Raw genomic sequence first — 25,620 nt, 5'->3', positions numbered from 1 at the left:
AATGGCAAAAAGGTTATTTACTTCCGAGTCAGTGACCGAAGGACATCCTGATAAAATGGCTGACCAGATTTCTGATGCCATTCTGGATAGCATTCTAGCCCGGGACCCGGACGCCAGGGTGGCCTGTGAGACCATGGTGACCACCGGGCTAGTCCTGGTGATGGGTGAAATCACTACCGAGTGCTATGTTGATATCCCAAAGATCGTTCGGGAAACCATTAAAGATATTGGCTATACCAGGGCCAAGTTTGGTTTTGATGGGGATACCTGTGCTGTTCTCACAGCTATTGATGAACAATCGCCGGACATTGCCCTGGGGGTTGATCCCGGTGGGGCCGGGGATCAGGGGATGATGTTCGGTTATGCCTGTGATGAGACTCCGGAACTGCTGCCTGCCCCCATTGCCCTCGCCCACCGGCTAGCACGGCGTTTGGCCCTGGTACGCAAGGAGCGGCTGGTACCCTATCTCAGACCGGATGGCAAGACCCAGGTAACAGTGGAATATGATAATGATGAAGTAGTTAGAATTGATACCATAGTGGTTTCAGCTCAACACAAGCCCTCCATATCCCAGGAAACCATCCGGGAGGATATTATCCAGCAGGTTATTCGTCCGGCGATTCCCCCCCATCTGCTGGCTGATACCAGGATACTAGTCAATCCTACCGGCCGCTTTGTGGTAGGTGGGCCCCAGGGGGATTGTGGCCTGACGGGAAGAAAAATTATTGTTGACACCTATGGGGGAATGGCCCGGCACGGAGGTGGAGCTTTCTCCGGCAAGGATCCGACCAAGGTGGATCGCTCCGCTGCCTATTATGCCCGCTATGTGGCCAAAAATATTGTCGCAGCAGGACTGGCCCGGCGTTGTGAGGTACAAGTAGCCTATGCTATTGGCAGAGCCGAGCCTGTGGCTATAGATATAAATACTTTTGGTACCGGGCGAGTTGCAGAAGCAGAGCTAGTTGCTGCTGTTAAAAAAGTCTTTGATTTCCGGCCTACAAAAATTATTCAGGAATTAAATTTGCGTCGGCCTATTTATAAGCAGCTGGCTGCTTATGGTCACTTTGGACGCCTGGATTTGGACTTGCCCTGGGAAAAAACAGATAAAAAAGATTTGCTGCTTTCCCTGTTTTAATGCAGGATTTTGTCACTTTATGTCGAAAAGGAAATTTGATAGATAGATAAGTGCTTGTGATAACTTGTTGGGGGCATATCCGGGGAAGGTGATAGACATGCTATGGATTTTGGCGGGGGCAGCAGGACTTATCCTGGTCATTATCGTTATCTGGTTACTGCGCTCCATGGATCAACAGTTGCAGGAAGTCAAAAATAGTTTAGATGAATGCTTGGAAAGAGTCCAGGAGGACAAAAGGCCGCGACTATCCGAGCGGTCATGAGCAAGCCAGGAAATCTCCTGGTTTTTTCTTTATCGGTCGGATATGATATAATACAACTGGAAACGAGAGTCCGGAGAGAGGGCGAAAAATGGGGAAAAATCCTGTTTATGCCGAGGTATATATAGATAGACCTGTAAAAGAACTGGACCGCCCCCTGACCTACAGGATCCCGGACCAGCTCCAGGGCCAGGTGCGTCCTGGCATGCGCGTGCAGGTTCCGCTGGGCAGACAGGGGCGGGTACAGGCTTTTGTAACAGCCATCACCGACCAGCGCCCACCGGTACAGGTACGGGACATAATAGGACTAATAGACCGGGAGCCTATTATAGATGAGGAGCTGCTGGGTTTGGCCCGCTGGCTGGCAGACTATTATGTTTGTCCGCTGGTAACAGCAATTCATACCCTGGTTCCGCCGGGTAAAAAGAACTCTGGTGGTACTCTGGTGGCCCTTACTCCCAGGGGCTGGGCCTATTTAAATCAGCAGGATGATGAGGAAGAAGAGGCTGGACTGGAAATGCTGGAGTGGCTGGCTGCCCGGGGCGGCGAGGCTGATGCTCCTTCCCTGCGGGCGATGTTCCGGAGCCAGGGACAACAGGTGCTAAAAAAGTTGCAGGCAGCCGGCCTGGTTCAGGTGGAACAATTTAAAATGGTGGGCGAGAAAGGGACCGGCAAGCTCGGTATTTATCCAGCCTTTCCGCCGGAGGAGCTGGCAGTACATTTGCTCAGTCTTTCACCCCGGGCCAGCAAAAGCCGGCAGGCCTTAACGGTCGCCTGTGCTGTACCGGGCCTGACGGTAAAGGAGCTGGCGGCCCGGGCGGAAGTAACCGAGAGCGTAATTAGAGGCTTGCTGGACAAGGGGCTCCTCTGTCAAAAAGCTATTTCACTTCAAGCAGAGCAACCAGAACGCAAGGTAGTCTGGCCCCGGTTAACTCCGGCCCAGCAGGCCGCTTTTCAGACTATAGAAGAGAGCATAGTAAAGGGCAGAAGGAAAAAATTCCTGCTTTTCGGAGTGACAGGCAGTGGCAAAACCGAGATCTACCTGCGTGCCATTGCTAGCTGTCTTGAAAGAGGCCAGACAGCGATTTGTCTGGTCCCGGAAATTTCCCTGACCCCGCAAATTTCAGCCCGTTTTAAGGAACGATTTGGAGCAGATGTAGCTGTTTTTCACAGCCGCCTGTCTTTGCGGGAACGGCATCTGGAGTGGCAAAGAATTAAAGAAGGCAAAATTAAAGTAGTAGTCGGGGCCCGCTCTGCTATCTTCGCTCCTCTGCAAAAACTGGGGCTAATCATAATCGACGAGGAGCATGAAACCAGTTACAAACAGGATGTTACCCCCCGTTATCATGCCCGGGAGGTGGCCCAGGAACGGGCCAGACGAACAGGGGCTACCCTGGTGCTGGGCAGTGCCACTCCGGCAGTTGAGACCTTTTACCGCGCCCAGCAGGGGGAATTCACCCTCTTGACCCTGGCGGAAAGAATCGATGATCGGCCTCTGCCGCCGGTGACTGTGGTGGATATGCGACAGGAACTGGCAGAGGGCAATCGCAGCATTTTTTCCCGGGAACTGCAGGAAGCTCTCCGACATACTCTGCAGCGGGGGGAACAGGCGATTCTGTTTTTGAATCGCCGGGGCTACAGTACTTTTGTATCCTGCCGCAGCTGCGGGTATGTGCTGCGCTGTCCTGCCTGTGATGTGACTTTGACCTATCATAGTTCGGACCAGACGGTACGCTGTCATTATTGTGAACACAGAGAACCTTCCCCGGCCCTTTGTCCCCGGTGTAATTCCAGGTATATCCGTTATTTTGGGGCAGGTACCCAGCGGGTGGCAGAGGAATTTGCCCGGGAGTTTCCAGGTGTGAGCTGGCAGCGGATGGATGTGGATACTACCAGTCGTCGGGGAGCCCATGAAACTATCATTCAGAATATGCTGGAAGAAAAAATTCAGGTTCTAATCGGCACCCAGATGATTGCCAAGGGCCTGGATTTTCCTAAAGTAACTCTGGTCGGTGTGATTTCTGCCGATACTTCCCTGAATGTTCCCGATTTCCGTTCAGGGGAAAGGACTTTTCAGCTCCTGACTCAGGTGGGCGGTCGGGCTGGCCGGGATGTCCTGCCGGGGAGGGTGATTATTCAGACCTATTCGCCGGAACATTACAGCATTTTACGGGCAGTAGAACATGATTATCCGGGTTTTTACCGGGAGGAGCTGGAGCTGAGGGAAATGCTGGGCAATCCCCCTTTCAGCTACCTGGTCCGTCTACTGCTTAGCGGGCCCAGGGAAGAGGAAGTAATCAGGGGCAGTCAGCTGATCTGTGACTGGCTGCAACCGGGATTGCAAGCGGATCAGTCCCTGCTGGGGCCCGCCCCGGCGCCTCTGTCCCGCTTGCGGGGCCAGTATCGCTGGCATCTGGCCATCAAGGGCCCGGAGCTGGAGGGATTACGCAGCCTGGGCCGGGAAGTGTTACAGAAATGGAGCAAGCAACGCAGTGGGGAAGTGCGTCTGGTTCTGGATATTGAACCAGTCAGTTTGCTATAAAGTGAGGGAGATAATTAATGGCAGTATTTAAAATAGTGGAGATTGGCGATCCTGTTCTGCGTCAAGTTGCCAAACCGGTAAAAGAGATTACCCCCAATATCATCAAGCTCCTGGAAAACATGGCTGATACTATGTATGATGCGGAAGGGGTAGGGCTGGCTGCTCCCCAGATTGGCATCAGCAAACGGGTGATAGTAGTTGATGTGGGTGAGGGACTGATTGAACTGATCAATCCAGAGATTATCCATTGTGAAGGCAAGGAAGTGGCGGTGGAAGGTTGTCTTTCTGTTCCCGGCAAACAGGGGGATGTGGAGAGATGGGCTAGAGTTAAGGTCCGCGGTCTAAACCGCCAGGGGGAACTGGTGGAATATGAGGCCGAAGGCTTGCTGGCCCGCGCCTTCCAGCATGAAATTGACCATCTTGATGGTATCTTATATGTAGATAAAGCAGAAAATCTGCGCCCCAGCAAATAGGAGGGATACAGCATGCGGATTGTCTTTATGGGAACCCCTGATTTTGCTGTGCCCAGCTTGCTGGCATTGGACCAGCCCGGCTGGCAGGTGGTAGGTGTAGTAACCCAGCCGGACCGACCGCGGGGGCGGGGACAGAAAGTTTCTTTCTCCCCTGTTAAAGAAGCGGCTCTAAGCCGGGGCTGGCCGGTTTTTCAGCCCTTGAAAGTTAAAGATGAAAACTTTCTGGCAGAGCTGGAAGAATTACGGCCAGATGCCATTGTGGTAGTAGCTTATGGTCAGATATTGCCGGAAAAGATCCTGCAATTGCCGCCCCTGGGTTGTATCAATGTCCATGCTTCTTTGCTGCCTCGCTACCGGGGAGCTGCCCCTATCCAATGGGCAATCATTAATGGTGAACAGGAAACCGGTATTACAACCATGTACATGAGCAGGGAACTGGATGCCGGGGATATGATTCTGAAAGCCAAAGTGCCCATTACGGATACGGATACCTTTGGAACTTTGCATGACCGGCTGGCCACTCTGGGGGCAGAGTTGCTGGTGCAAACCCTGACCCAAATCGAGCAGGGCCAGGCGCCCCGGGAACCCCAGGACCATAGTCGGGCCACCTATGCGCCAATGCTGAATCGGGAAACAGAGCGGATTAACTGGGGGGCTGGCGGCCAGCAGATTGTCAACCTGATCCGGGGCTTAAACCCCTGGCCGGGGGCCTATACCCTCTGGGAAGGGAATCCCCTGAAAATCTGGCAGGCCAGGTTTGAACCTGGCACACCGCTGGCTGATCCGGGAACTGTAGTGGAATTGCGCGCAGAAGGACCAGTGGTGGCAGCCGGAGATGGGCACCTGGTGCTGACCCAGTTGCAGCCAGCAGGAAGCAGGGCCATGACCGGGGCAGACTTCCTGAGGGGGCGCAAACTGCAGGCTGGAACTAAACTGGAATAAAGTTGGTGGAATAACTTTGAAAGAACCACGTCAAATAGCAGTAGAAATAGTGGAACAGGTATTATGGCAACAGGCCTATTCCAACCTGACTCTGAATAAAGCCGCCAGTGCCCTGGATAGCAGGGAACGCAAGCTGGTAACTGAACTGGTTTATGGTACTGTAAAATACTATTTAGCATTGGCCTGGCTATTAAATCAGTTTTTAAGTAAGCCCCTGGAAAAGATGCCCCACAGATTGCAGGCTATCCTGCTGGTAGGTGCTTACCAGATTGTAAAAAGTGAAAGGATACCAGGCCCGGCAGCAGTACATACCAGTGTGGAACTTGCCAAAAAGAACAAATTTACCGGGCTTGCCGGCCTGGTTAATGGGGTATTGCGCAATCTGTTGCGCAACCAAGGTAACTGGAGCTGGCCAGATCGGAATCAGGATCTAGTGGGCTACCTCAGTGTTTTTTACAGCTATCCTCGCTGGCTGGTACAATTGTGGCTAAAGGAACTGGGGGAAGAAGACACAGAAAAACTGCTGGCTGCCGGAAATAACATCCCCCCCTTGACTTTACGGACCAATACCCTGCGCCTGACCCGGGCAGAACTGGTGGAACGCCTGCAGGCGGCGGGTACTGGAGTAAAAGAACTGTCCTGGCCACCAGAAGGGGTAGAACTGACGGACTTTGACTTGCTCACCCGTATACCGGGTTTTGCGGAGGGCTGGTGGCTGGTACAGGACCAGGCATCCATGCAGGTGGCCCATGTGGTAGCACCCCTTCCGGGTATGAAGGTACTGGATACCTGTGCTGCACCGGGAGGCAAAACCACCCATCTAGCCCAGCTGATGTCTGACCAGGGGGAAATCGTAGCCTGTGATATTCATCCCCATAAGTTGAAGCTGATTGAGGACAATTGTTTGCGTCTGGGGATAAAATCCATCCACACGGTATTGCAGGACGCTACCGCTTTGCCATCTGCCTGGCATAACCGGTTTGACCGGGTGCTGGTAGATGCCCCTTGTTCCGGACTGGGGGTAATCAGGCGCAGGCCAGAAATACGCTGGCAAAAAGCTGCGGCAGATTTAAAGAGTCTCCCGGAGCTTCAAAAACGGATCCTACAGGCCGCTGCGGCCTGTGTAGCACCAGGAGGAATCCTGGTTTATAGTACCTGTACCATCAACCGCCAGGAAAATCAGGAGGTTGCTCGCTGGTTTGGGGAAAATTTTCCCGAGTTTCAACTTTTGCCCTGGGAGGGAGCGCCTGCCGGAGAAATACAGCTCTTGCCTCACCGGGAAAATAGTGATGGCTTTTTCCTGGCCCGCTGGCGGAAGGAGGATAAATAGGAACGATGATCAATCTAAAAACCCTTTCTTTGCCTGAGCTTACCTGCTGGCTAACCGCTGAACTGGGGCAGCCCGCCTTCCGGGCCCAGCAAATTTACCAGTGGATCTGGCAAAAAGGGGTTACGGATTTTGAGGCTATGACCAATTTGAGTAAAGAAATGAGGCAACAGCTGCGGGAAAAGGCAAAAATCGAGAGTCTGCAGCTGGTTACCAGCCAGCAGGCCAGGGATGGGACCATTAAGGCCCTCTTTGCCCTACCCGATGGGCAGGCGGTGGAAACGGTGTTGATGGTGTATAATTACGGCACCAGTGTCTGCGTTTCCAGTCAGGTGGGTTGTCGTATGGGCTGTCGCCTTTGCGCTTCCACTCTTGGCGGTCTGGTGCGCAATCTGGAGGCCTGGGAGATTTATGATCAAGTGCTGGCTATGCAAAAACTGAGCGGATCCAGAGTAGGCCGGGTAGTGGTGATGGGGACTGGCGAACCTCTGGATAACTATGATGAGGTAGTAAAGTTTTTGCGTCTGGTCAGTGACCGCCAGGGTCTAAATATTGGTCAGCGTCACCTGACAGTTTCTACCAGTGGTCTGGTACCTCGCATCTATGACCTGGCCCGGGAAGGACTGGCCATTACCCTGGCCATATCCCTTCATGCGCCCAATGATCAGCTGCGCAGTTACCTTTTGCCGATCAACCGCAAATATCCCTTGCAAAAGTTGCTGGCTGCCTGTGATTTTTACACTGAGCAGACCGGGCGCCGGATTACCTATGAGTATGCCCTGATCAAAGGAGTAAATGATAGTGAAGAACTGGCGCGGCAACTGGGCAGTTTATTGCGGGGTCGCCTGGCTCATGTGAATTTAATACCCATCAATCCAGTTCCTGAATATGACTGGGAGCGGCCTGAACAGCAGGAAATTGCCCGTTTTCGTAGAATAGTCGAAACATACGGGCTGGAGGTTTCCGTCCGGCGGGAACTGGGCCAGGAAATTGATGCCGCCTGCGGTCAATTGCGCCGCAGGGTAATGGCTGAGAGGAGCGGGAAAGGATGAGCTGGTGGAGAAGGCTATGGCGGCGTAAAAAAGAGTTGATGAGTGGTCAGGATGGCACCATTGTGTTTGCTTTACCGGCCCAGTGTCAGGAAATAAGTTCAGCCGCAGCTGCGGCGTTAGTAATATTATCCGGGGAGGATACTGGCATGCGCCTTGCCCTGCCCCGGCAAACGGTGTACATAGGCCGAAGAGAGGACTGCACCATTACTATTAATCATCCAACGGTATCGAGACTCCATGCCAGGATTCTGCCGACTGACAGAGGCTGGGTTCTGCAGGACCTGGACAGTGCCAATGGTACTCTGGTTAACGGGCGACCGGTAACAGAAGTACTGCTTTCCCCGGGGGACAGGATTAAGATAGGACCCTGGGAAGCAGAGTTTTATCTCTAGGGAGAGTATGTGTGAGGTGGGAAAATTGCAGTTTGCGGTAGGTACCCATGTTGGTCTGGTCAGAAAAAACAATCAGGATGCTTTTATTTTGGCTCCTGATCTCAATTTATTCGGGGTAGCTGATGGGATGGGCGGTCATGCTGCAGGGGAGATTGCCAGCCAGATGGCCGGGGAGATAATAATCCAGGAGTTGGCCCGGAATCGGGAACAATTAATAGGCCCTGGGATACTGGGACTTTTACGCCAGGCAGTGGAGAAAGCCAACCAGGAAATTTATCACCGCGGGCGGCTGGAAAATCAAAACCTGGGCATGGGTACTACCGTGACCTGTGGTTATTTCTCCGGGGACAGTAACCTGTTAGTTATTGCTCATGTGGGTGACAGCCGGGCATACCGCTGGCGGCGAGGAGAACTGAAGTTATTAACCCATGACCATTCCCTGGTCTATCAGCTTTACCAGAATGGCGGAATCAGTTTGGAGGAAGCTTTTAAACATCCCCAGCGTAATATCCTGACTAGAGCTCTGGGGATGGATCCGGCCGTAGTGGTGGATTTAACGGAACTAACCATAGAACCTGATGACCTGTATCTTTTTTGCACCGATGGTTTAAGCGGTCAGGTTAGAGATGAGGAAATGCTGGAATTGCTGCAAACATGGCAGGAAGATAACAGTGACTTACCTACCCTGGCAAACAGGCTGATAGAGGAGGCACTTGAGCGGGGTGGCAAGGATAACATCACGCTGGTGCTGGTAAAACCGAGGTGAGGACCATGGAACTGATAGGCAGAGTAATAGCAGGCCGTTATCATGTAGAGGAGCTGTTAGGTGGCGGCGGCATGGCAGTAGTATATCGGGCTCATTGTCGCTATTTGCAGCGGGATGTTACCATTAAAATCCTGCGCCCGCAGTATTCTGATGATGCTGATTTTGTAGAACGCTTTCGGCGGGAAGCCCAGGCGGTGGCCCGTTTGTCTCACCCCAATATTGTCAATGTCTTTGATGTAGGTCAGGACGGAATTATCCACTATATCGTAATGGAATATATTGATGGCATCACCTTGAAAAGATATATCCGGGAAAAGGGCCCGCTGGCACCGGTGGAAGCGGTAGATATAGCCCGGCAGATCTGTGCGGCTTTGGTCCATGCCCATGCCAGTGGGATTGTGCATCGGGATATCAAGTCAGGTAATATCCTCATTGCCAAAGATGGAAGGGTAAAAGTCACTGATTTCGGCATCGCCCGCTCCACAACCGATGTTACTGTGACCCAAACCGGGACGATTGTAGGCTCAGTCCATTATATTTCCCCTGAACAGGCTCGAGGAGAACCGGCCTCTTTTCAGTCTGACCTTTACTCGGTGGGGGTCGTGCTGTTTGAAATGCTGGCCGGGCGGCTGCCATATGAGGGAGAATCGCCAATTGCAGTAGCCATGAAACATATGGGGGATCAGCCTCCCTCTCTATCCAAGCTGAATCCTGCCGTTAGCCCGGAGCTGGAGATGGTGGTTCGGCGGGCAATGGCCAAAGACCGGGCGCGCCGCTATGCCAGTGCGGAGGAGATGCTGGAGGACCTGAGGACAGTCCTCATAGGCCAAATTAGTGAACAGACGAAAAAACTGATGCTGGATGAAAATCCAACCATGGTTTTGCCCCGGGATGAACTGAAACAGGCTCTGGGTAAGCAGCAGGCTGCCAGGGAAAAGAAAAATAAACGTAAACTCTGGGCCTGGCTGGCTATTCTGGTTACCCTGTTAATTCTCGGGGGAGCTGGCTATTTTCTGCTTTTACCCAAAACGGTGGAAGTGCCGGATTTGACCAATTTGACAGTAGAAGAGGCAGAACAGCGCTTAAAGCCAGCTCATTTGCAACTGGAAGTGCTGGGGCGGGAATATAGTGACACCATTGCGGAGAACCGGATAATCAGTCAACGGGAAAAGCCCGGGACTGAAGTGCGGGAAGGGCAGGCTATTGGTGTAATTGTCAGTGTAGGAGTGGAAAAGGTGAATGTGCCTGATCTTTCAGGCCAGGATAAGGAAGATGCTCGTCTGGCCCTGGAAAAGGCAGGGTTAGCTCTGGGGACGATTGATTACCAGTACAGTGATGAATATGAAAAGGATACAGTTATTTCCCAGAACCCGGCTGCTGGTGAACAAGTCCCCCGCCAGACTGCAGTAAATCTGGTGGTCAGCAAGGGTAAAAAACCGGTGTTGCTGAAAATGCCCAATGTTACCGGGTTAAGCCTTACTGCTGCCAGGGCAGCCCTGGAAGCCATGGGCCTGAAAGTACCGGAGGAAAATATTACTCAGGAAGCCAGTACGGACTTTTTCCCTGGGACAGTTATCAGTCAGGAGCCTCAGCCGGGGACAGAAACGGAAAAGGGTAGCAGTGTCAAACTGAAAGTAAGCGCCGGTCCTGGACCTCAGCCTCAGCAAATTTCTATTTCGGTAAACATCCCCGGGGCAGGTGAGCCCCACCAGGTCTCCATCAAAGTAGTGGATAACAAGAGCCCGGAAGGCAGACAGGAGTTTATTGGCAGTGGCACCGGGGGTTCCACTCTGGTGGTGCCGATCAGATACTACGGTAAAGCTAAAGCTTTGATTTTCATTGATGGACAAAAATCAGAAGAACAGGAACTAACCCCATAGGAGGACGGTTATGGAGACAGGAATAGTGCTGAAAGGGATAGGCGGCTATTACTATGTCCGCGTTGGAGATACTGTCTACGAATGCCGTCTGCGGGGCAAATTCCGCAAACTGCAACAAACGGCTCTGGTAGGGGATGAGGTAAAGATAACCTCTTTAAACCGGGAACAGGGGGTAATTGAGGAAATTTTGCCCCGCCGTAACGCTCTCATCAGGCCCCCTATCGCTAATGTAGATCAGGCTTTGCTAGTTTTTGCCGCCGCCAACCCTGACCCTAACCGCTTATTGATCGACCGCTTATTAGTACAGGTCAGTGCGGAAGGAATTCATCCCCTACTGGTAATTAATAAAGGGGACTTGGATCCGGAGGGCGCACAACGGCTGACTGCTCTCTACCGGGCGGCCGGGTTTACGACATTGATTACCAGTGCTGTAACCGGGCAGGGGTTACCGGAATTAAAACAGCATCTGGCTACCCGGGTGTCAGTAATCTGCGGGCCATCTGGAGCGGGCAAATCCAGCCTGATCAATGCTCTGGCCCCAGGCCTTTCCCTGAAAACCGGGGAAGTTAGTGATAAAATCGGACGGGGGCGGCATACTACCAGGCATGTGGAGTTGCTGACCGTAGGGGAGGGCTGGCTGGCTGATACGCCTGGTTTTAGCTCTTTGAGTCTTCATAATGTTAATAGTAAAGAACTGGCCCATTTTTATCCCGATTTTTTGCCCTATATGCAATGCCGTTTCCCCGGCTGCATGCACCGGGCTGAACCTGATTGTGGAGTGCGACTGGCAGTAGAGCAGGGGCTGATCGACCAGACGCGCTACCATAATTACCTGGAATTGCTGGAAGAAGTGCTGGAACAGGAGAGGAGGTACTAGTCTTGGTTCAGATCGCCCCATCCATATTGTCAGCGAATTTTGCCAACCTCTGGGCCCACGTGGCACAGGTAGAAGCTGCTGGTGCGGAAATGCTGCATATCGATGTCATGGATGGACATTTTGTCCCTAACATTACCATTGGTCCGCTGGTGGTACAGGCCTTGCGGGATAAAAGCCGGATGACTTTCGATGTTCACCTGATGATCACCAACCCGGACCAGTTTATTGGAGAATTTGTGAAGGCCGGTGCCGATATTATTTCCGTACATGCGGAAGCCTGTACCCATTTACATCGGACCCTGCAAACCATTCGTAATCATGGTATCAAGGCAGCTGTCGCTTTGAATCCGGCTACACCTCTGACAGTGATTGAATATGTTTTACCTTATCTGGACATGGTCTTGCTGATGACTGTGAATCCGGGATTTGGCGGACAGCGTTTTATTCCGGAAATGGTGGAAAAGATTGAACGGCTTAATACCTGGCGGCGCGAAAGAAAGCTGAATTTTACCATTCAGGTTGACGGGGGCATTAACCAGGAAACTGCGCCCTTGGTGGTCAAAGCCGGAGCTGATATCCTGGTGGCCGGGTCCTATATTTTCGGTGCTGCCGACATCTCGACAGCAATCCGCAGTTTGCGGGAAAGGTGCGGGTAAAATGACAGAACCCCTACTCTTGCTTTATGATGAGATTTTTCTGAAACACGAGACCGATTCCCTGGAACATGGTAGCCGCTTGCAGGCTATTGTCGGGGAGCTGAAGGAGTACGGATTGTGGGAAAAAGTACCCCGCAGGCGGCCCCGTCAGGCCAGTCGGAGTGAGGTGTTGCTGGCTCATCCCCATGAATACCTGGAAGCATTGCAGGCATTCTGTGCCGCTGGCGGAGGCGTCTGGGCAGAAGATACTGTTGTTGACCGGGATACTTATGATGTTGCTCTGCGGGCAGTGGGTGCGGTGCTGGACGGGATCGATGCAGTCATGAAGGGTGTCTATCACCGTGCGCTGGCTCTGGTGCGGCCGCCGGGACACCATGCTGCCGCTTTGCGGGGAGGGGGCTTTTGTGTCCTTAACAACCTGGCCATAGGGGCCAACTATGCCCGGCAGGAGTATTGGCTAAACCGTATTGCCATTTTAGACTGGGATGCTCATCATGGCAATGGTTTACAGTCGTTTTTTTACTCTGATTCGGAAGTGCTATACATTTCTTTGCACCAGGATGGCTTATATCCCTATACTGGCTGGGCAACAGAAACAGGCGACGAACGGGGGAAAGGCTTTAACATCAATATTCCTCTGCCGAAAGATACAGGGGATACGGGCTACTACTATGCCATGCATAAAATTATTTTGCCGGTGTTAGAGCAATTCCAGCCCCAGCTTCTGCTGGTGGCGGCAGGATATGATGCCCATTTTGCTGACCCCCTTTCCAGTCTGGCCTTGACCAGTGAAGGATTTGGACAGCTGGCGAAAATGATCAAGCCCTGGCCTCTGGTGGCTGCGCTGGAGGGAGGTTATGATCCGGCTACAGTTGGCCACGCTGTGGCTGCTACAGTGGCCGTCTGGGGGGAGTTACCGGTGGCTGTCACCGACCCGGCGGCTCCTCCTTATGCTCCCGTGCGGCCTACCCAGCGTTTGCGCATCGATGATGCCTGGCAGATCCAGAAAAAATACTGGCGACTTTAAAAAGCCAGGGATTTCCTCCATTCCCTTGACAATCTTTTGTTGTAGAGGGTATAATCATTGTAAACTCCTTCGGGGATAGGTGAAATTCCTTACCGGCGGTAGGCAGCATAAGCTGCGAGCCCGCGAGCCGGCTCAGTCGGCAGATCCGGTGCGCCAGAAGGCAAGTCCGGAGCCGACAGTGACAGTCTGGATGGGAGAAGGAGGGCGAGCAAAACAGCCAGTAGTTACTGCACTGGCTGACTATTTAGTTTGCCCTTTTGCCCCGGGAGCGCTCCGGGGTTTTTTATTTGTGGGCCGAAGTGGTGATGAGGATGCGCGATGAAGAATATATGCGATTGGCTTTAGAACTGGCAGGGAGAGCCAGAGGTCGTACCAGTCCTAACCCGCTGGTGGGCTGTGTGATTGTCAAGGATGGGGAAATCATCGGAGAGGGTTATCATCAGAAGGCCGGCACACCCCATGCAGAAGTGCATGCCCTGCGGGAAGCAGGGGAACGGGCGGCTGGGGCCGATGTCTATGTAACCCTGGAACCCTGCTCCCATTATGGCCGTACTCCTCCCTGTGCTGATGCCCTGATTGCTGCAGGAGTGAGGAGAGTAGTTGCGGCCATGACTGACCCCAATCCCCTGGTAGCCGGGCGGGGATTGGCCCGGTTAAGGGAAGCGGGTATTCAGGTGGAAGTAGGTCTGCTGGAGAAAGAGGCCCGGAAGCTTAATGAGGGCTGGTTATACTATATTAGCCGGAAAATGCCTTTCGTGATCTGGAAGTATGCGATGACTCTGGATGGTAAAACCGCTACCCGCACCGGGGACAGTCGCTGGATTAGCAGTGAACAGTCCCGTTTGCTGGTACATCAGCTCAGGAATGAGGTAGATGGTATTCTGGTAGGCAGCGGGACGGTGCTGGCCGATGATCCTGCCCTTACTACCCGCTTACCGGAGGGCGGCAGGGATGCAGTTAGAATTGTGGTGGACAGCCACGGACGCACACCTCCGGGGGCCCAGGTCGTCCGGCTGGCGCAAATCTCAGCTGCTCCTACCCTGATTGCAACCACAGAACAGAGTTCTGTTACCTGGAGGCAGCAAATGCAGGCTGACGGGGTAGAGGTCCTGGTGCTGCCCGAACAGGCCGGGCGGGTTGATTTAACCGCTTTGCTGCAGGAGCTGGCCCGGCGGGGGCTGGTAAATTTGCTCCTGGAAAGTGGCGGTGAATTGGCCTGGTCCATGCTGGCGGCAGGGCTGATTCAAAAGGTCTATGCCTTTATTGCTCCTAAACTGGCAGGTGGGTTAATGGCTCCAACTCCTTTGCAAGGTGCGGGGATTGAGCGCATGGCAGCAGCCATTACCATGCAGCATGGAGAATGGCGACAAATCGGGCCGGATTTCCTTTACATTGGCTATCCCGCCCGGGAGGTGAAATAAGATTGTTTACAGGGATTGTAGAGGAGCTGGGAGAGGTAAGGGCTCTTAACAGAGGAGCCCGCTCGGCCAGGATAAAAATTGCAGCCCGTACGGTTCTGGAAGGGACCCGACTGGGAGATTCCATTGCAGTCAATGGGACTTGCCTGACTGTAACGGAACTGGGACCTGACTGGTTTATGGCTGATGTGATGGCTGAAACTCTGGACCGCACTAATCTGGGGGAACTGGGACCAGGCAGCCGGGTTAACCTGGAGCGGGCCCTGACTTTAAATACCCGCCTGGGTGGCCATCTGGTCAGTGGCCATGTGGATGGTGTAGGCACCATTATCGCTCAGGAGCGGGTGGATATCGCTCTCTTAACCACTATCAGCGCACCTGCAGGGGTTTTGCGCTATACTATTGAAAAAGGCTCCATTGCAGTAGATGGCATTAGTCTGACTGTTGTCAGTTTGATAGATAATGGTTTTCAAGTATCCCTGATTCCGGAAACAGTTAAACGCACCACTCTAGGCTTCAAAAAGGTAGGCGACCGGGTCAATTTGGAAGGGGACATCATTGGTAAATATATTGAACGCCTGTTAAAATTTCCACCGACATCTGAAAAACGGCAGTCTCAGTTAAGTATGGAATTTTTGGCGCAGCACGGTTTCCTGGAATAGAAGGGGAAAGGGATGAGGAAAATGGAAAAACAGTTTCACAGTATTGAAGAAGCTATTGCTGACATTCGGGCAGGAAAAATGATAATAGTAGTGGATGATGAAGACCGGGAAAATGAAGGAGATCTGCTGATGGCGGCGGAAAAGGCCACCCCGGAAGCCATTAACTTCATGGCTACTTATGGCAAGGGATTGATTTGTGTTCCGATGGAAGGCAAGCGGCTGGATGAACTGGATTTGCCCCCTATGGTTACCCATAACACTGACCCCCATGGCACGGCCTTTACCGTTTCGGTGGATTTTAAGGATACTACTACCGGGATTTCCGCCCATGAACGGGCTCGCACTATTCAGGCCCTGCTGGATCCAGCCACTAAACCGGCGGATTTGCGGCGACCCGGTCATATTTTCCCCTTGCGCTATCGGGAAGGTGGCGTGTTGCGGCGGGCGGGCCATACCGAGGCTGCTGTGGACCTGGCCCGACTGGCCGGTCTTTATCCCGCAGGGGTAATATGTGAGATTATGAAAGAAGACGGGACTATGGCCCGGGTGCCGGAGCTGCTGGAATTTGCCCGGGAACATGGTTTGAAAATAATCACCATCGCTGACCTGATTCAGTATCGTCGTAAAACGGAAAAGCTGATTCAGCGAGTGGAGACCATCAGATTGCCCAACCGCTTTGGGGAATTCCAGGCCACTGCCTATGAAAGTTTGATTGATGGCCAGACCCATCTGGCTATTCATAAAGGAGACCTGACCGCACCTGGCCCGGTGCTGGTAAGGGTTCATTCCGAATGCCTGACAGGAGATGTATTTGGCTCTGCCCGTTGCGATTGCGGCGACCAGCTGGCAGCAGCTATGCGCATGATTGAGCGGGAAGGCCGCGGCGTGCTGCTCTATATGCGCCAGGAAGGGCGGGGCATTGGCTTGAAAAACAAAATCCTGGCCTATAAATTACAGGAACAGGGGGCAGATACCGTTGAGGCCAATGAGGCCCTGGGTTTTCCGGCTGATTTGCGGGATTATGGTATAGGGGCTCAGATTCTGGCTGATCTGGGTTTAAAGCAAATCCGCCTGATGACCAATAACCCCCGGAAAATCAAAGGCCTGGAGGGTTATGGTCTGGAGATTGTAGAAAGGGTGCCCATTGAGATCGAGCCCTGTGACTATAATGAGCGCTACCTTAGCACTAAAAAGTCCAAATTAGGGCACATGTTGTCCTTCTAAATAATTTTTGAAAGGAGCAAGAACATGGCATATCAGTTATTGGAAGGTAAATTGCTGGCCCAGGACCTTAAATTTGCCATTGTAGTAGGCCGCTTTAATGAGTTCATCACCAACAAACTGCTGGGCGGGGCTTTAGATGCCATTAAACGCCATGGCGGTAAAGAAGAAGAAGTAACAGTAGCCTGGGTGCCGGGAGCATTTGAGATTCCCCTGGTAGCCCAAAAACTGGCGGCCTGTGGCCAATATGATGCAGTCATCTGTCTGGGGGCGGTTATTCGCGGTTCTACTCCCCATTTTGATTATGTAGCGGCTGAAGTGGCCAAAGGGGTGGCCAAAGTGGGACTGGATACCGGCAAACCTGTGATTTTCGGTGTCCTGACCACTGATACCATTGAACAGGCCATTGAACGGGCAGGCACCAAAGCTGGAAACAAGGGGTATGAGGCTGCGGTTACTGCTATTGAAATGGCCAATTTGTTGAAGCAAATGCAGGAATGAACCAGGCCGGTTTTACCGGTCTGTTTTTTTTAAGCAGGAATTGTGAAAAAAATGTCGTATAAAGTAAATTAGAGGAGGTGAAGTAAAGAGGTGTAATTTTGTCGAAAGGTTGACAAAAATTCAAAACAGTAGAGGAGGGAGCGAAATGTTCAAAAACAGAAAGGCAGGCATAATGGGATTTGCTCTGTTAGTTGCGTTTGCAGTAGGCAGCGGTACAGGTTGGGCCAGTACTGCCTATCTGAGCAAAGTACCCAGCAGTTTGCCAAAAAGCTGTACTACCTGTCATACAACAAATATACCACAATTGAACGAGACAGGTAAGAAATTCCTGAGCGCTGGAAGAAGTTTCTCTTTCTTGCAAAGTACAAAGACTACAACAACCAGGACAACAGTAACTAAAACAACCTCTACAACTAAAAAATCAACCAAAAAATCAAGCAAAAAACAACCAGTAAAACAAACTGCAGCTAAACCACAACCAGCTAAACCGCAACCAATCAAACCGACACCGCCGCCCAAACCAGCTTTTGATCCGGTAGCTTTCAACTATCAGGCCTGGGCAAGCAGCAAGCACAGCCAGCTGGTAGAGGAAGGGCCCGATAAATCAATTTGGCCCAATAACCGGGGTGGGACTTATAACTGTGCCAAGTGCCACACTACTGAAGGATTTAAAGCCTATATTACTGATGTAAAAAGCAATCCAGCTACTTTTGAAGCGGTATATGGTAATGCCAGCATCACCTTGAAACCTTATGGTCCTTATCCCAATGCCAAAGCGGTAGCAGCTTGTGATGCCTGCCATGACAACAAGGGGCTGCGGATTACTGGTATGGTGGGATTGCAAACTGTGGCAGTTCCAGGACAACCCGGTGCTGATAAACCATTTATGATGGTTAATGCCGGTAAAGCGGCCGCCTGTTTTGTCTGCCATGATTATCGCAAGGCTCCATCTTTCCCCAGGGACTTGAATGCACCTGGGGTAGCCATCCGTGGACCTCACGCCGCTGCCCAGAGTGAATTGCTGCTAGGTTTTGGTGGAGCAGAAGTAACAGGTGAAAAATATCAATCTTCCCCGCATGCTGCTATACCTAATGCCTGTGTCACCTGCCATATGGCAAAAAGCAATGTACCTGGTCTGGGTGGTCACACATTTAAGGTTGCAGCCAGAGATGCCAGCGGTAAATTGATTAAATCAAATCTTAATGCCTGTACTGCCTGTCATCCGGGCCTGAATACTATTAACCGTCAGGCTCTGGGCGATTATGACGGGGACAGGAAAATCGAAGGGATTCAGGATGAAATCAAAGGTTTGATCGCTGTGCTGGAAGAAGCTATTAATGAGAAACTGGGTTATCCTGAAGCCCATGCTGTCAGTACCGGTGGTCAAATCATTATCTACACTGATATGAAGCATACTGACTCTTTAACACATAAGTTTGAAAATAACAAATGGGTAGTGGATACAACCAAACCTTACTGGACTAACCCTGCAGCAAAAGAAATCTATAATGCTCTTTTCAATATCTTCTTTATTGAGGATGAAGGATCTTATGGGATTCACAACCCTGTTTATGCAGTACAGCTTCTGCAAAAATCCTATAAAGAACTAACTGGTCATGATGTACCTAATGCCAGAATTCGTTAAAATCTAAGGTATATTTCCCCCTTTCTGCCACATAATAATGTTGTACAAGCATGTGGCAAAGGGGGTTCTTTTTATGTGGAAGAAAATGATTATCTGGATAACAGCATTTACACTGCTTTTTCCGGCTGCAGCCGGTGCTGCAAAGATAAAAACTGGTCAGCAGCCTGCACAGCCGGTGGTTCAACTGGAGACTACAGCACAATCAGCCGTTTTGATGGAAGCTAATAGTGGACAGATTCTCTATGAAAAAAATATGCATCAGGCCTTGCCGCCGGCCAGTGTAACTAAAATCATGACTTTGCTGGTGGCTGTAGAGGCTGTGGAACAGGGCAAAGTAAAACTGGAAGACCGGATTAAGGCAAGCGAAAATGCTGCCGGCATGGGTGGATCCCAGATCTATCTTGAACCCGGGGAAGAAATGACACTAAAAGACCTGCTGATTTCGATAGCTGTTGGTTCTGCCAATGATGCCTGTGTAGCAGTGGCGGAGCATGTTGCCGGTTCCCATGAGGCTTTTGTGGAAATGATGAACCAGAAGCTTAAGGATCTGGGTCTGAAGGACAGTAAGTTTGTCAATGCTTATGGTTTGCCTGCTGAAGGTCATGTCGCTTCTGCTTATGACCTGGCTATGATCCTCCGGGAAGGGATGAAACATCCCCTCTTCCGGGAATTGACCTCTATTAAGGAATATGACCTCCGGGGTGGTGAATTTAAGTTATATAATACCAATAAGCTGCTCTGGTGGTATAATGGTGCTGATACAGGCAAAACGGGCTGGACCACTGAAGCCAAATACTGCCTGGCTTCTTCGGCCCAGCGGGATGGCTTGCGCCTGATTGCAGTGGTGATGGCAACCCCCGAGCCTCGCAGCCATTTCCGGGAATCTATCAAGCTGTATAATTATGGGTTTGCCCGATATAAGGCCGTTAATATCAGTCAGGCTGGGCAGGTTCAGGGTGTTATCCCGGTAAGTAAAGGCCAGGTCAAACAGGTAAAAGCTGTAAGCCAGGAACCGGTAGTAATGGTGGTGGAAAAAGGCCAGGAGAAAAAAGTAACCTATAAGGTAGAAATTCCTGCTCGAGTTCAGGCTCCGATTAAGAAGGGGCAGAAAATTGGTAAACTAATCATAATGTTTGAAGGTCAACCAGTAAAAATTGTGGATTTGGTGGCTGCGAGGGAAGTAGAGGCAGCTACCTTAAATCAGCATTTTGGTGCCATCTGGCAAAAAGCCACAGGAATTAAATAAGATAAATACTGGGTTTAAAAGGGTTTTGTTGTGGTCAATCAGCAAAACCCTTATAATATTTTTAAGAGTAAAAAGGAAAAGGTGTGGAGTATGAAACGCCAGGAATTAATCTTGAATTACCTGAAAGAGATGATTGGCCAATTTCCTCAGGGCCTAAGTGCAGGTGAAATTGCTGGAGCACTGGGTTTAGAGCGGGCCAATGTCAGCCGGGAATTAAATGAGGCGGTAAGAAAAGGCATACTGGGTAAAAGCAGTGGCAGACCAGTCAGGTATTTTTATCTGGCAGCTTCAGAACAGCAAAAGAATAGGATGGGTGCAACCGATGCTTTCCAGAGATTGATCGGAGCGGAACAGAGCCTGGAACAGGCTGTCTTGCAGGCTAAAGCTGCCATTTTGTATCCCCCGCAGGGGCTACACTGTCTTCTGATTGGGCCTACCGGGGTGGGTAAAACCCAGTTTGCTGAGACAATGTACCGGTTCGCCCTGGAAAAAGGAGTATTACCACCCACCGCGCCTTTTGTTTCCTTTAATTGCGCTGATTATGCCCATAATCCTCAGCTACTGCTGGGGGTACTTTTTGGGGTGAAGAAAGGAGCCTACACCGGGGCGGAGAGGGATCAGGAAGGACTGGTAGCCAAAGCTCACGGCGGGATTCTGTTCCTTGATGAAATCCATCGCTTGCCGGCAGAAGGGCAGGAAATGCTGTTCTATCTGCTGGACAAGGGACGCTATCGGCCGCTGGGGGAAACGGGGGAGTACAGGGAAGCCAGGGTTTTATTATTAGGGGCTACCACTGAAAATCCCCAGTCCCAGCTACTGTCCACTTTTTGCCGCCGGATTCCTATGTTGATTGAGTTGCCACCACTGGGGGAAAGAACCAGGGAAGAAAGATTATCACTGATTCGCAGCTTTCTTGAGGACGAGGCCCGAAGGATGCGACAGACCCTGGAAATTACCGAGGAAGCCGTTATGGCCCTTGCTTTATATGAACCCCGGGGAAATATCGGACAATTAAAAAGCGACATTCAGCTGGCCTGTGCCAAGGCTTTTTTGCATTTCGTCACAGATGGGGAAGAGCGGGTTAAAGTGGAGATTGGTGATTTGCCGGTGACTGTACGACAAAGTTTAGCGGAAAAAAGTGAGCAGGGAAGACAACTGCGCAGTTTGTTACTGGCCCAGCCTGCCTGGATTTTTGAGCCTGAGTCCAGGCAAAAGGGCCGAGTATTGCCGGCTGAACCAATTCAGGAACCGGATTTTTACCAGTTGATCAGTAAAAGGGTAAAAAGCCTGGCTGCCCGTAAACTGTCAGAACAGGAAATTCAACAGATCCTGTATAATGATATCGAAAGATATTTTCAGCGCTTACTGGCCGGTTTGCCGGAAAAGATTGATCAGATTATCCCATCCCAGTATCTTGAAAAAATATCCTTTCTGGTTGCCGAAGCGGAACTGGCCTTAGGACGCACCTTGCCAGCCCGGGTTTATTATGGAATAGCCATGCATTTGACTACAACCATAGAACATATAAAGAATGGCAAATCCATGCCCAGGACACCTATTGGTACCTGGGTGGAAGAGTATCCAGATGAGTTGAAGGCAGCGGAACAGATTATTGCTGCCCTGGAACAGGAAATGGGATTAAAATTTCCAGACGAAGAAGCCGCTCTGGTGGCGCTATTTTTAGCTTCGGAACGTAAACAGGAGGAAAAAAATCAGAGCGGGCAACCTGGAATTGTGGTACTCTGTCATGGCCGGGCTACAGCCAGCAGCATGGCAGAGGTTGCAGCGGAATTGCTGGGATTTCAGGAAATTCTGACCCTGGATATGCCTTTAACCATGAGTCCGGAAGAGGCCCTGGAACAGGCGACAGAACTGGTGCGTAAAGCAGACCAGGGCCTGGGAGTGGTACTCCTGGTAGATATGGGATCCTTTCTGGCTTTTGGAGAGATTATCAGTGAGCGGACCGGTATAGTTACTGAAGTAGTAGAGGGAGTAAATACGATGCTGGTCATGCAGGCTTTGCGTCTGGTACAAAAGGAAAAGCTTACTGCCCGCACTCTGGCAGCCAGATTGCGCAAAAGAGAACAGCCTGGGAGACAGACAAATAAAATTGTTGTTTCCGGTAGTGGACATAAGAGATTGGAAGGGGTGATTCTGGTAACCTGTTCTACTGGTGAAGGCAGTGCTCTTAAAATCAAGGCTTTACTGGAAGAAAAGTTGCCTGAACTGGCGGAAAGAAATATCAACTTGCTACCGGTAGGACCTCATAACCTGCAGGTTCCTGCGGGTAAACAGATTCTGGCTGTGGTAGGCAGTTTTCCCCTGCCAGAACTGCAGGTGCCCTTTATTTCCATTGATCGCATTCTTACAGCAGCAGGTTTAAGTCAGTTGCGCTGGTTAATCAACGGCGGAGAGCAGTTAAACTGGCTGGAGGCAGACTCTCAGGATCGTCAGCAATTGCTGGCTAAAATGGAAGAGACTCTGGCCAAGCACTTACGCTTTATTAACCCCTTACGGGCCTTACCTCTGGTCATTGACTGCCTGTCTCGCTATGAGCGGGAGATGGGGCGGCAGTTACCTGATGGTAACTGGGTAGGTTTGATAATGCACATTGTTTGCATGCTGGAAAGGAAAATCCAGAACAGATTGAACCTGCAAGAAGACGAGGTTTCGGGAAGTCAGATGGAACATCCGTTTCTGCAGTTGTTTCAGCCGGTACTGGCTGAATTTGATGTTAAGCTGACGGCCAGGGAAAAAGCCAATTTGCTGCATTTGCTGGAACAGGCCCTGCGGCAGAAGGAGGAAAAATAAATGAAACCAGTCCGTATCTTACTGGTATGCAGTTTTGGTATGTCAACCAGCTTACTGGTGGAAGCCATGCAGACTGAGGCTGAACTGCGCAAACTTACTGCTAAAATCGACTATATCGGCAGTAATGAAATCCATGACTACTGGGAGAGGACGGATGTTATCCTGCTGGGTCCACAGGTAGGTTATCTGCAAAAAACCTGGGCAGATAAGGGAAAGCCCCTGGCCGTCATACCCCCGCTAGCTTATGCTATGGCTGATGGTAAAGCGGCCCTGGATTTGGCTTTATCCTTAATCCAGCAGCAGAAGAGCGAGGAATAGGCTATGGTTAACTGGCTGGAACTAAAATTTCTGCCCTTTGCCGTGAAACTGGCGGAAAATCGCTATTTACAGGCTGTGCGTGATGCTTTTATTGGTTACGGTTTACCCATGATTTTACTGGGCTCTTTCTTTCTCCTGCTGGCCAATCCTCCCCTGCCGGCGGCCTGGCTGCCGCGGCAGTGGTTTCAGCTCAATACTACTCTACTGGTTATTTTCAATGCCACGTTCGGTCTGCTCAGTCTCTGGATTGCCTGGGGGACGGCCAACGCTTTAGCAGCCTATTATCGTCTGGACCGAGAGAGGATTGCCCTGACAGCGACAGCGGTTTTTGTGGCAGGCAGTTTTCCAGCTCGGCCAGTGGTTGCTACCGTAGAGAACTGGCTCACTGAACTTGGTCCGCAGGGTTTACTGTTTGCAGTGCTCTGTGCCATTTTGACTGTGGAAATATTTCGCTGGTTTCAGCAAAAAGGCTGGTTACTGCGTTTGCCCAAAGGGGTTCCGGCCGGGATAGCCCGCACCCTGGCCATTTTGTTGCCGGCTGGATTTGTTTTAACCCTGATCTGGTTAAGCAGGTTGCTGCTGGCTGTTGGATTAGGACAGGCTGATTTAACCTGGTCAGCGGCTGTGCGTCAGTTGATTACCCCTCTGGTTAGGGCCTCAGATACTTACTGGTCTGCTTTACTGCAGATTCTGGTGATGATGTTGCTCTGGAGTGTTGGCCTGCACGGTATGAACCTGGTTTCGGCCATTGCCTATCCCCTCTGGGCAGCCAATCTCAGTGAGAATTTTAGCTGGTCTCTGGCACAGCCAGGCACTGTATTGCCACATATTGTAACTGAGCCTTTTTATCATATTTTTGCCCACCTGGGTGGTTCAGGGGCGACGATGCCTCTGGTAATATATTTGCTGAAAAGCAAAAGCAAGACCTTACGTCAGGTAGGACGGGTTGCCTTATTACCGGCCCTGTTCAATATCAATGAGCCGATAACTTTTGGGGTGCCGTTGGCATTAAACCCGGTAATGATTATTCCTTTTATCCTGGCCCCAGCGATGATTGTAACTGTGAATTACTGGGCCATGGCCTGGGGCTGGGTAGCCAGGCCTTTGTATCAATTGCCTTTCACTGTACCGGTCTTATTCAGCGGGTATTTGAGCAATGGGCATATTAGCGGTACTGTGTTACAAGCAGTGGATTTGTTACTGGCAGCATTGATTTATTGGCCGTTTTTTCGCTTGTGGGAAACAAAAGTATTACACACTGAGGCTGAACAGTCTGACACACTAAAATGAAGTGTGTTAAAAAGCCTGTCCCTGAACAAAAAAGCCGCTGGGACAGGCTTTTTTCTGTTTTGGCACGCTCCTTGCTTAATATTAGGCTGGCAGGCAACAACAAGCAGAAGAAAAAAGGAGGGTCCTGGATGTCCAAATTCATGAAGCGAATCGCTCTACTGCTGGCACTATTAATTGGTTTCAGCGCCCTGGCCGGTTGTGGTAATACCAATAATGCTGGAAACAGCGGGGACAACCAGCCAGAAAAGAAGAAAATTAAAATCGGTGTTTCTGTCGCTACCATGCAGGAAGCTGTTTATACCTTTATGAAAAAGGCCATGGAAGACAATGCTGCTGCTAACAATGCGGAAATCATCTGGACTTCTGCAGATAACAAGGAAGAAAAGCAATTATCTGATGTCGAAAGTTTGCTGTCGCAGGGAATCGATGTTTTGATTTTGCATGCTGTTAACACTGGCGCTGCTGCTTCTCTGGTAGCCAAGGCTGAGGCTGCCGGGGTACCTGTAGTGGCTATGGACCGTCTCCCGGAAAATGCCAAAGTGGCCCTGTATGTAACTGCTGACTCCAGGCAGGTTGGTCGGATTCAGGCTCAGTATCTGGCCGAACAGCTGGGTGGTAAAGGGAATGTTATCATCCTGGAAGGGGAAGCTGGCAATGGCGTGGCCCGGGACATTACTGCCGGTAACAAGGAAGTACTGGCCAAGTATCCCGACATCAAAGTCGTAGTGGATCAGGCTCACAAAGGCTGGGCCCGGGACCTGGCCATGAATACTGTAGAAACTGCTCTGACCCAGTACAATAACAATATTCAAGGCATTCTGGCCAATAACTCCGGTATGGCTATGGGTGCAGTTCAGGCCTTGAAGAATAAAGGACTGGCTGGCAAGGTGGTAACTATCGGTTCTGATGCTGATGAAGACGCATGTAAAGCGATTAAAGCCGGGGAGCTGTCCGCTGATGTGGACAAAAAGCCCTATGAATTAGGGAAGGCCTCCTTCCTGGCTGCTGTAGAACTGGCTCAGAAGAAAACTCCTGCCAGTGATACCACAATTAAGAACGGTGACTTTGAAGTGCCTGTGAAACTGACTCCTGTTGAGCTTATTAAAAAGGATAATGTCGATACTATGAAATATCGCTGGCCCAATCTGTAAGGCCAAGAACCGCGGATAGAAAATCCGGC

23 protein-coding genes and 1 riboswitch are annotated in these 25,620 nt (G+C 51.1%); all 23 genes read left to right on the top strand.

Annotated elements, in window-relative coordinates:
* The first annotated feature begins 1 nt into the window (after nucleotide 1).
* The 23 genes from metK to B5D20_RS03370 all read left to right on the top strand — a co-directional run bounded on the left by metK (nucleotide 2) and on the right by B5D20_RS03370 (nucleotide 25,591).
* Nucleotides 2-1,135 carry a methionine adenosyltransferase gene (gene metK / locus B5D20_RS03475; protein WP_078664829.1) on the top strand — a complete coding sequence of 378 codons (1,134 nt, stop codon included), beginning with the start codon at nucleotides 2-4 and terminating at the stop codon, nucleotides 1,133-1,135.
* A gap of 97 nt (nucleotides 1,136-1,232) precedes the next feature.
* Nucleotides 1,233-1,397 carry a hypothetical protein gene (locus tag B5D20_RS13800; protein WP_159071848.1) on the top strand — a complete coding sequence of 55 codons (165 nt, stop codon included), beginning with the start codon at nucleotides 1,233-1,235 and terminating at the stop codon, nucleotides 1,395-1,397.
* An 88-nt stretch (nucleotides 1,398-1,485) separates the two neighbouring features.
* Nucleotides 1,486-3,936 carry a primosomal protein N' gene (priA, locus tag B5D20_RS03470; protein ID WP_078664828.1) on the top strand — a complete coding sequence of 817 codons (2,451 nt, stop codon included), beginning with the start codon at nucleotides 1,486-1,488 and terminating at the stop codon, nucleotides 3,934-3,936.
* Nucleotides 3,937-3,953: 17 nt separating this feature from the next.
* Complete coding sequence (def, locus tag B5D20_RS03465) at nucleotides 3,954-4,409, top strand: peptide deformylase (protein WP_078664827.1); 456 nt, start codon at nucleotides 3,954-3,956, stop codon at nucleotides 4,407-4,409.
* A 12-nt stretch (nucleotides 4,410-4,421) separates the two neighbouring features.
* Entirely contained in the window at nucleotides 4,422-5,351 is a 930-nt protein-coding gene (gene fmt, locus B5D20_RS03460) for a methionyl-tRNA formyltransferase (RefSeq protein WP_078664826.1), read from the top strand.
* A gap of 16 nt (nucleotides 5,352-5,367) precedes the next feature.
* Complete coding sequence (gene rsmB, locus B5D20_RS03455; RefSeq protein ID WP_159071849.1) at nucleotides 5,368-6,681, top strand: 16S rRNA (cytosine(967)-C(5))-methyltransferase RsmB; 1,314 nt, start codon at nucleotides 5,368-5,370, stop codon at nucleotides 6,679-6,681.
* A gap of 5 nt (nucleotides 6,682-6,686) precedes the next feature.
* Nucleotides 6,687-7,730, top strand: a complete 1,044-nt coding sequence (rlmN, locus tag B5D20_RS03450; protein ID WP_078664824.1) for a dual-specificity RNA methyltransferase RlmN — start codon at nucleotides 6,687-6,689, stop codon at nucleotides 7,728-7,730.
* Nucleotides 7,727-8,122, top strand: a complete 396-nt coding sequence (locus B5D20_RS03445; RefSeq protein ID WP_078664823.1) for an FHA domain-containing protein — start codon at nucleotides 7,727-7,729, stop codon at nucleotides 8,120-8,122. Before rlmN ends, B5D20_RS03445 begins: the two co-directional genes overlap by 4 nt.
* Nucleotides 8,123-8,138: 16 nt before the next feature.
* Nucleotides 8,139-8,888 (top strand): Stp1/IreP family PP2C-type Ser/Thr phosphatase, encoded by a 750-nt coding sequence (locus B5D20_RS03440; protein ID WP_159071850.1) that lies wholly within the window; start codon nucleotides 8,139-8,141, stop codon nucleotides 8,886-8,888.
* A 5-nt stretch (nucleotides 8,889-8,893) separates the two neighbouring features.
* Nucleotides 8,894-10,768: a Stk1 family PASTA domain-containing Ser/Thr kinase gene (gene pknB, locus B5D20_RS03435; RefSeq protein ID WP_078664821.1), complete on the top strand. Its 1,875-nt coding sequence runs from the start codon at nucleotides 8,894-8,896 to the stop codon at nucleotides 10,766-10,768.
* Nucleotides 10,769-10,778: 10 nt separating this feature from the next.
* A complete protein-coding gene (gene rsgA / locus B5D20_RS03430) occupies nucleotides 10,779-11,645 on the top strand; it encodes a ribosome small subunit-dependent GTPase A (protein ID WP_078664820.1) in 867 nt (288 codons plus the stop codon).
* A gap of 2 nt (nucleotides 11,646-11,647) precedes the next feature.
* On the top strand, nucleotides 11,648-12,301 hold the full coding sequence (gene rpe / locus B5D20_RS03425) for a ribulose-phosphate 3-epimerase (RefSeq protein ID WP_078664819.1): 654 nt from the start codon (nucleotides 11,648-11,650) through the stop codon (nucleotides 12,299-12,301).
* 1 nt (nucleotide 12,302) lies between these two features.
* A complete protein-coding gene (locus B5D20_RS03420) occupies nucleotides 12,303-13,328 on the top strand; it encodes a histone deacetylase family protein (protein ID WP_078664818.1) in 1,026 nt (341 codons plus the stop codon).
* Between the two features lie 61 nt (nucleotides 13,329-13,389).
* Nucleotides 13,390-13,534, top strand: a riboswitch (FMN riboswitch).
* A gap of 105 nt (nucleotides 13,535-13,639) precedes the next feature.
* The gene (gene ribD, locus B5D20_RS03415; RefSeq protein WP_078664817.1) at nucleotides 13,640-14,749 is read left to right on the top strand and encodes a bifunctional diaminohydroxyphosphoribosylaminopyrimidine deaminase/5-amino-6-(5-phosphoribosylamino)uracil reductase RibD; all 1,110 of its coding nucleotides are present in this window, start codon (nucleotides 13,640-13,642) and stop codon (nucleotides 14,747-14,749) included.
* Nucleotides 14,750-14,751: 2 nt separating this feature from the next.
* On the top strand, nucleotides 14,752-15,408 hold the full coding sequence (locus B5D20_RS03410; RefSeq protein WP_078664816.1) for a riboflavin synthase: 657 nt from the start codon (nucleotides 14,752-14,754) through the stop codon (nucleotides 15,406-15,408).
* A gap of 21 nt (nucleotides 15,409-15,429) precedes the next feature.
* Nucleotides 15,430-16,632, top strand: coding sequence for a bifunctional 3,4-dihydroxy-2-butanone-4-phosphate synthase/GTP cyclohydrolase II (locus B5D20_RS03405; RefSeq protein ID WP_078664873.1), 1,203 nt, complete (start codon nucleotides 15,430-15,432; stop codon nucleotides 16,630-16,632).
* Nucleotides 16,633-16,656: 24 nt separating this feature from the next.
* Entirely contained in the window at nucleotides 16,657-17,130 is a 474-nt protein-coding gene (gene ribH, locus B5D20_RS03400; RefSeq protein ID WP_078664815.1) for a 6,7-dimethyl-8-ribityllumazine synthase, read from the top strand.
* Between the two features lie 145 nt (nucleotides 17,131-17,275).
* A complete protein-coding gene (locus B5D20_RS03395) occupies nucleotides 17,276-18,775 on the top strand; it encodes a hypothetical protein (protein ID WP_078664814.1) in 1,500 nt (499 codons plus the stop codon).
* A gap of 73 nt (nucleotides 18,776-18,848) precedes the next feature.
* Complete coding sequence (locus B5D20_RS03390) at nucleotides 18,849-20,021, top strand: D-alanyl-D-alanine carboxypeptidase family protein (RefSeq protein ID WP_278307751.1); 1,173 nt, start codon at nucleotides 18,849-18,851, stop codon at nucleotides 20,019-20,021.
* A gap of 90 nt (nucleotides 20,022-20,111) precedes the next feature.
* The gene (locus B5D20_RS03385) at nucleotides 20,112-22,832 is read left to right on the top strand and encodes a sigma-54-dependent transcriptional regulator (RefSeq protein WP_143311784.1); all 2,721 of its coding nucleotides are present in this window, start codon (nucleotides 20,112-20,114) and stop codon (nucleotides 22,830-22,832) included.
* Complete coding sequence (locus B5D20_RS03380) at nucleotides 22,833-23,150, top strand: PTS sugar transporter subunit IIB (RefSeq protein WP_078664811.1); 318 nt, start codon at nucleotides 22,833-22,835, stop codon at nucleotides 23,148-23,150. It begins immediately after the preceding gene.
* Between the two features lie 3 nt (nucleotides 23,151-23,153).
* On the top strand, nucleotides 23,154-24,440 hold the full coding sequence (locus tag B5D20_RS03375; RefSeq protein ID WP_078664810.1) for a PTS sugar transporter subunit IIC: 1,287 nt from the start codon (nucleotides 23,154-23,156) through the stop codon (nucleotides 24,438-24,440).
* Nucleotides 24,441-24,568: 128 nt separating this feature from the next.
* Nucleotides 24,569-25,591 (top strand): sugar ABC transporter substrate-binding protein, encoded by a 1,023-nt coding sequence (locus B5D20_RS03370; protein ID WP_159071851.1) that lies wholly within the window; start codon nucleotides 24,569-24,571, stop codon nucleotides 25,589-25,591.
* Nucleotides 25,592-25,620 lie beyond the last annotated feature (29 nt).

The sequence above is a fragment of the Carboxydocella sporoproducens DSM 16521 genome (genome assembly GCF_900167165.1).
In the GTDB taxonomy this organism is placed as follows: domain Bacteria; phylum Bacillota.
This window is presented reverse-complemented; position numbering and strand designations above follow the sequence as displayed.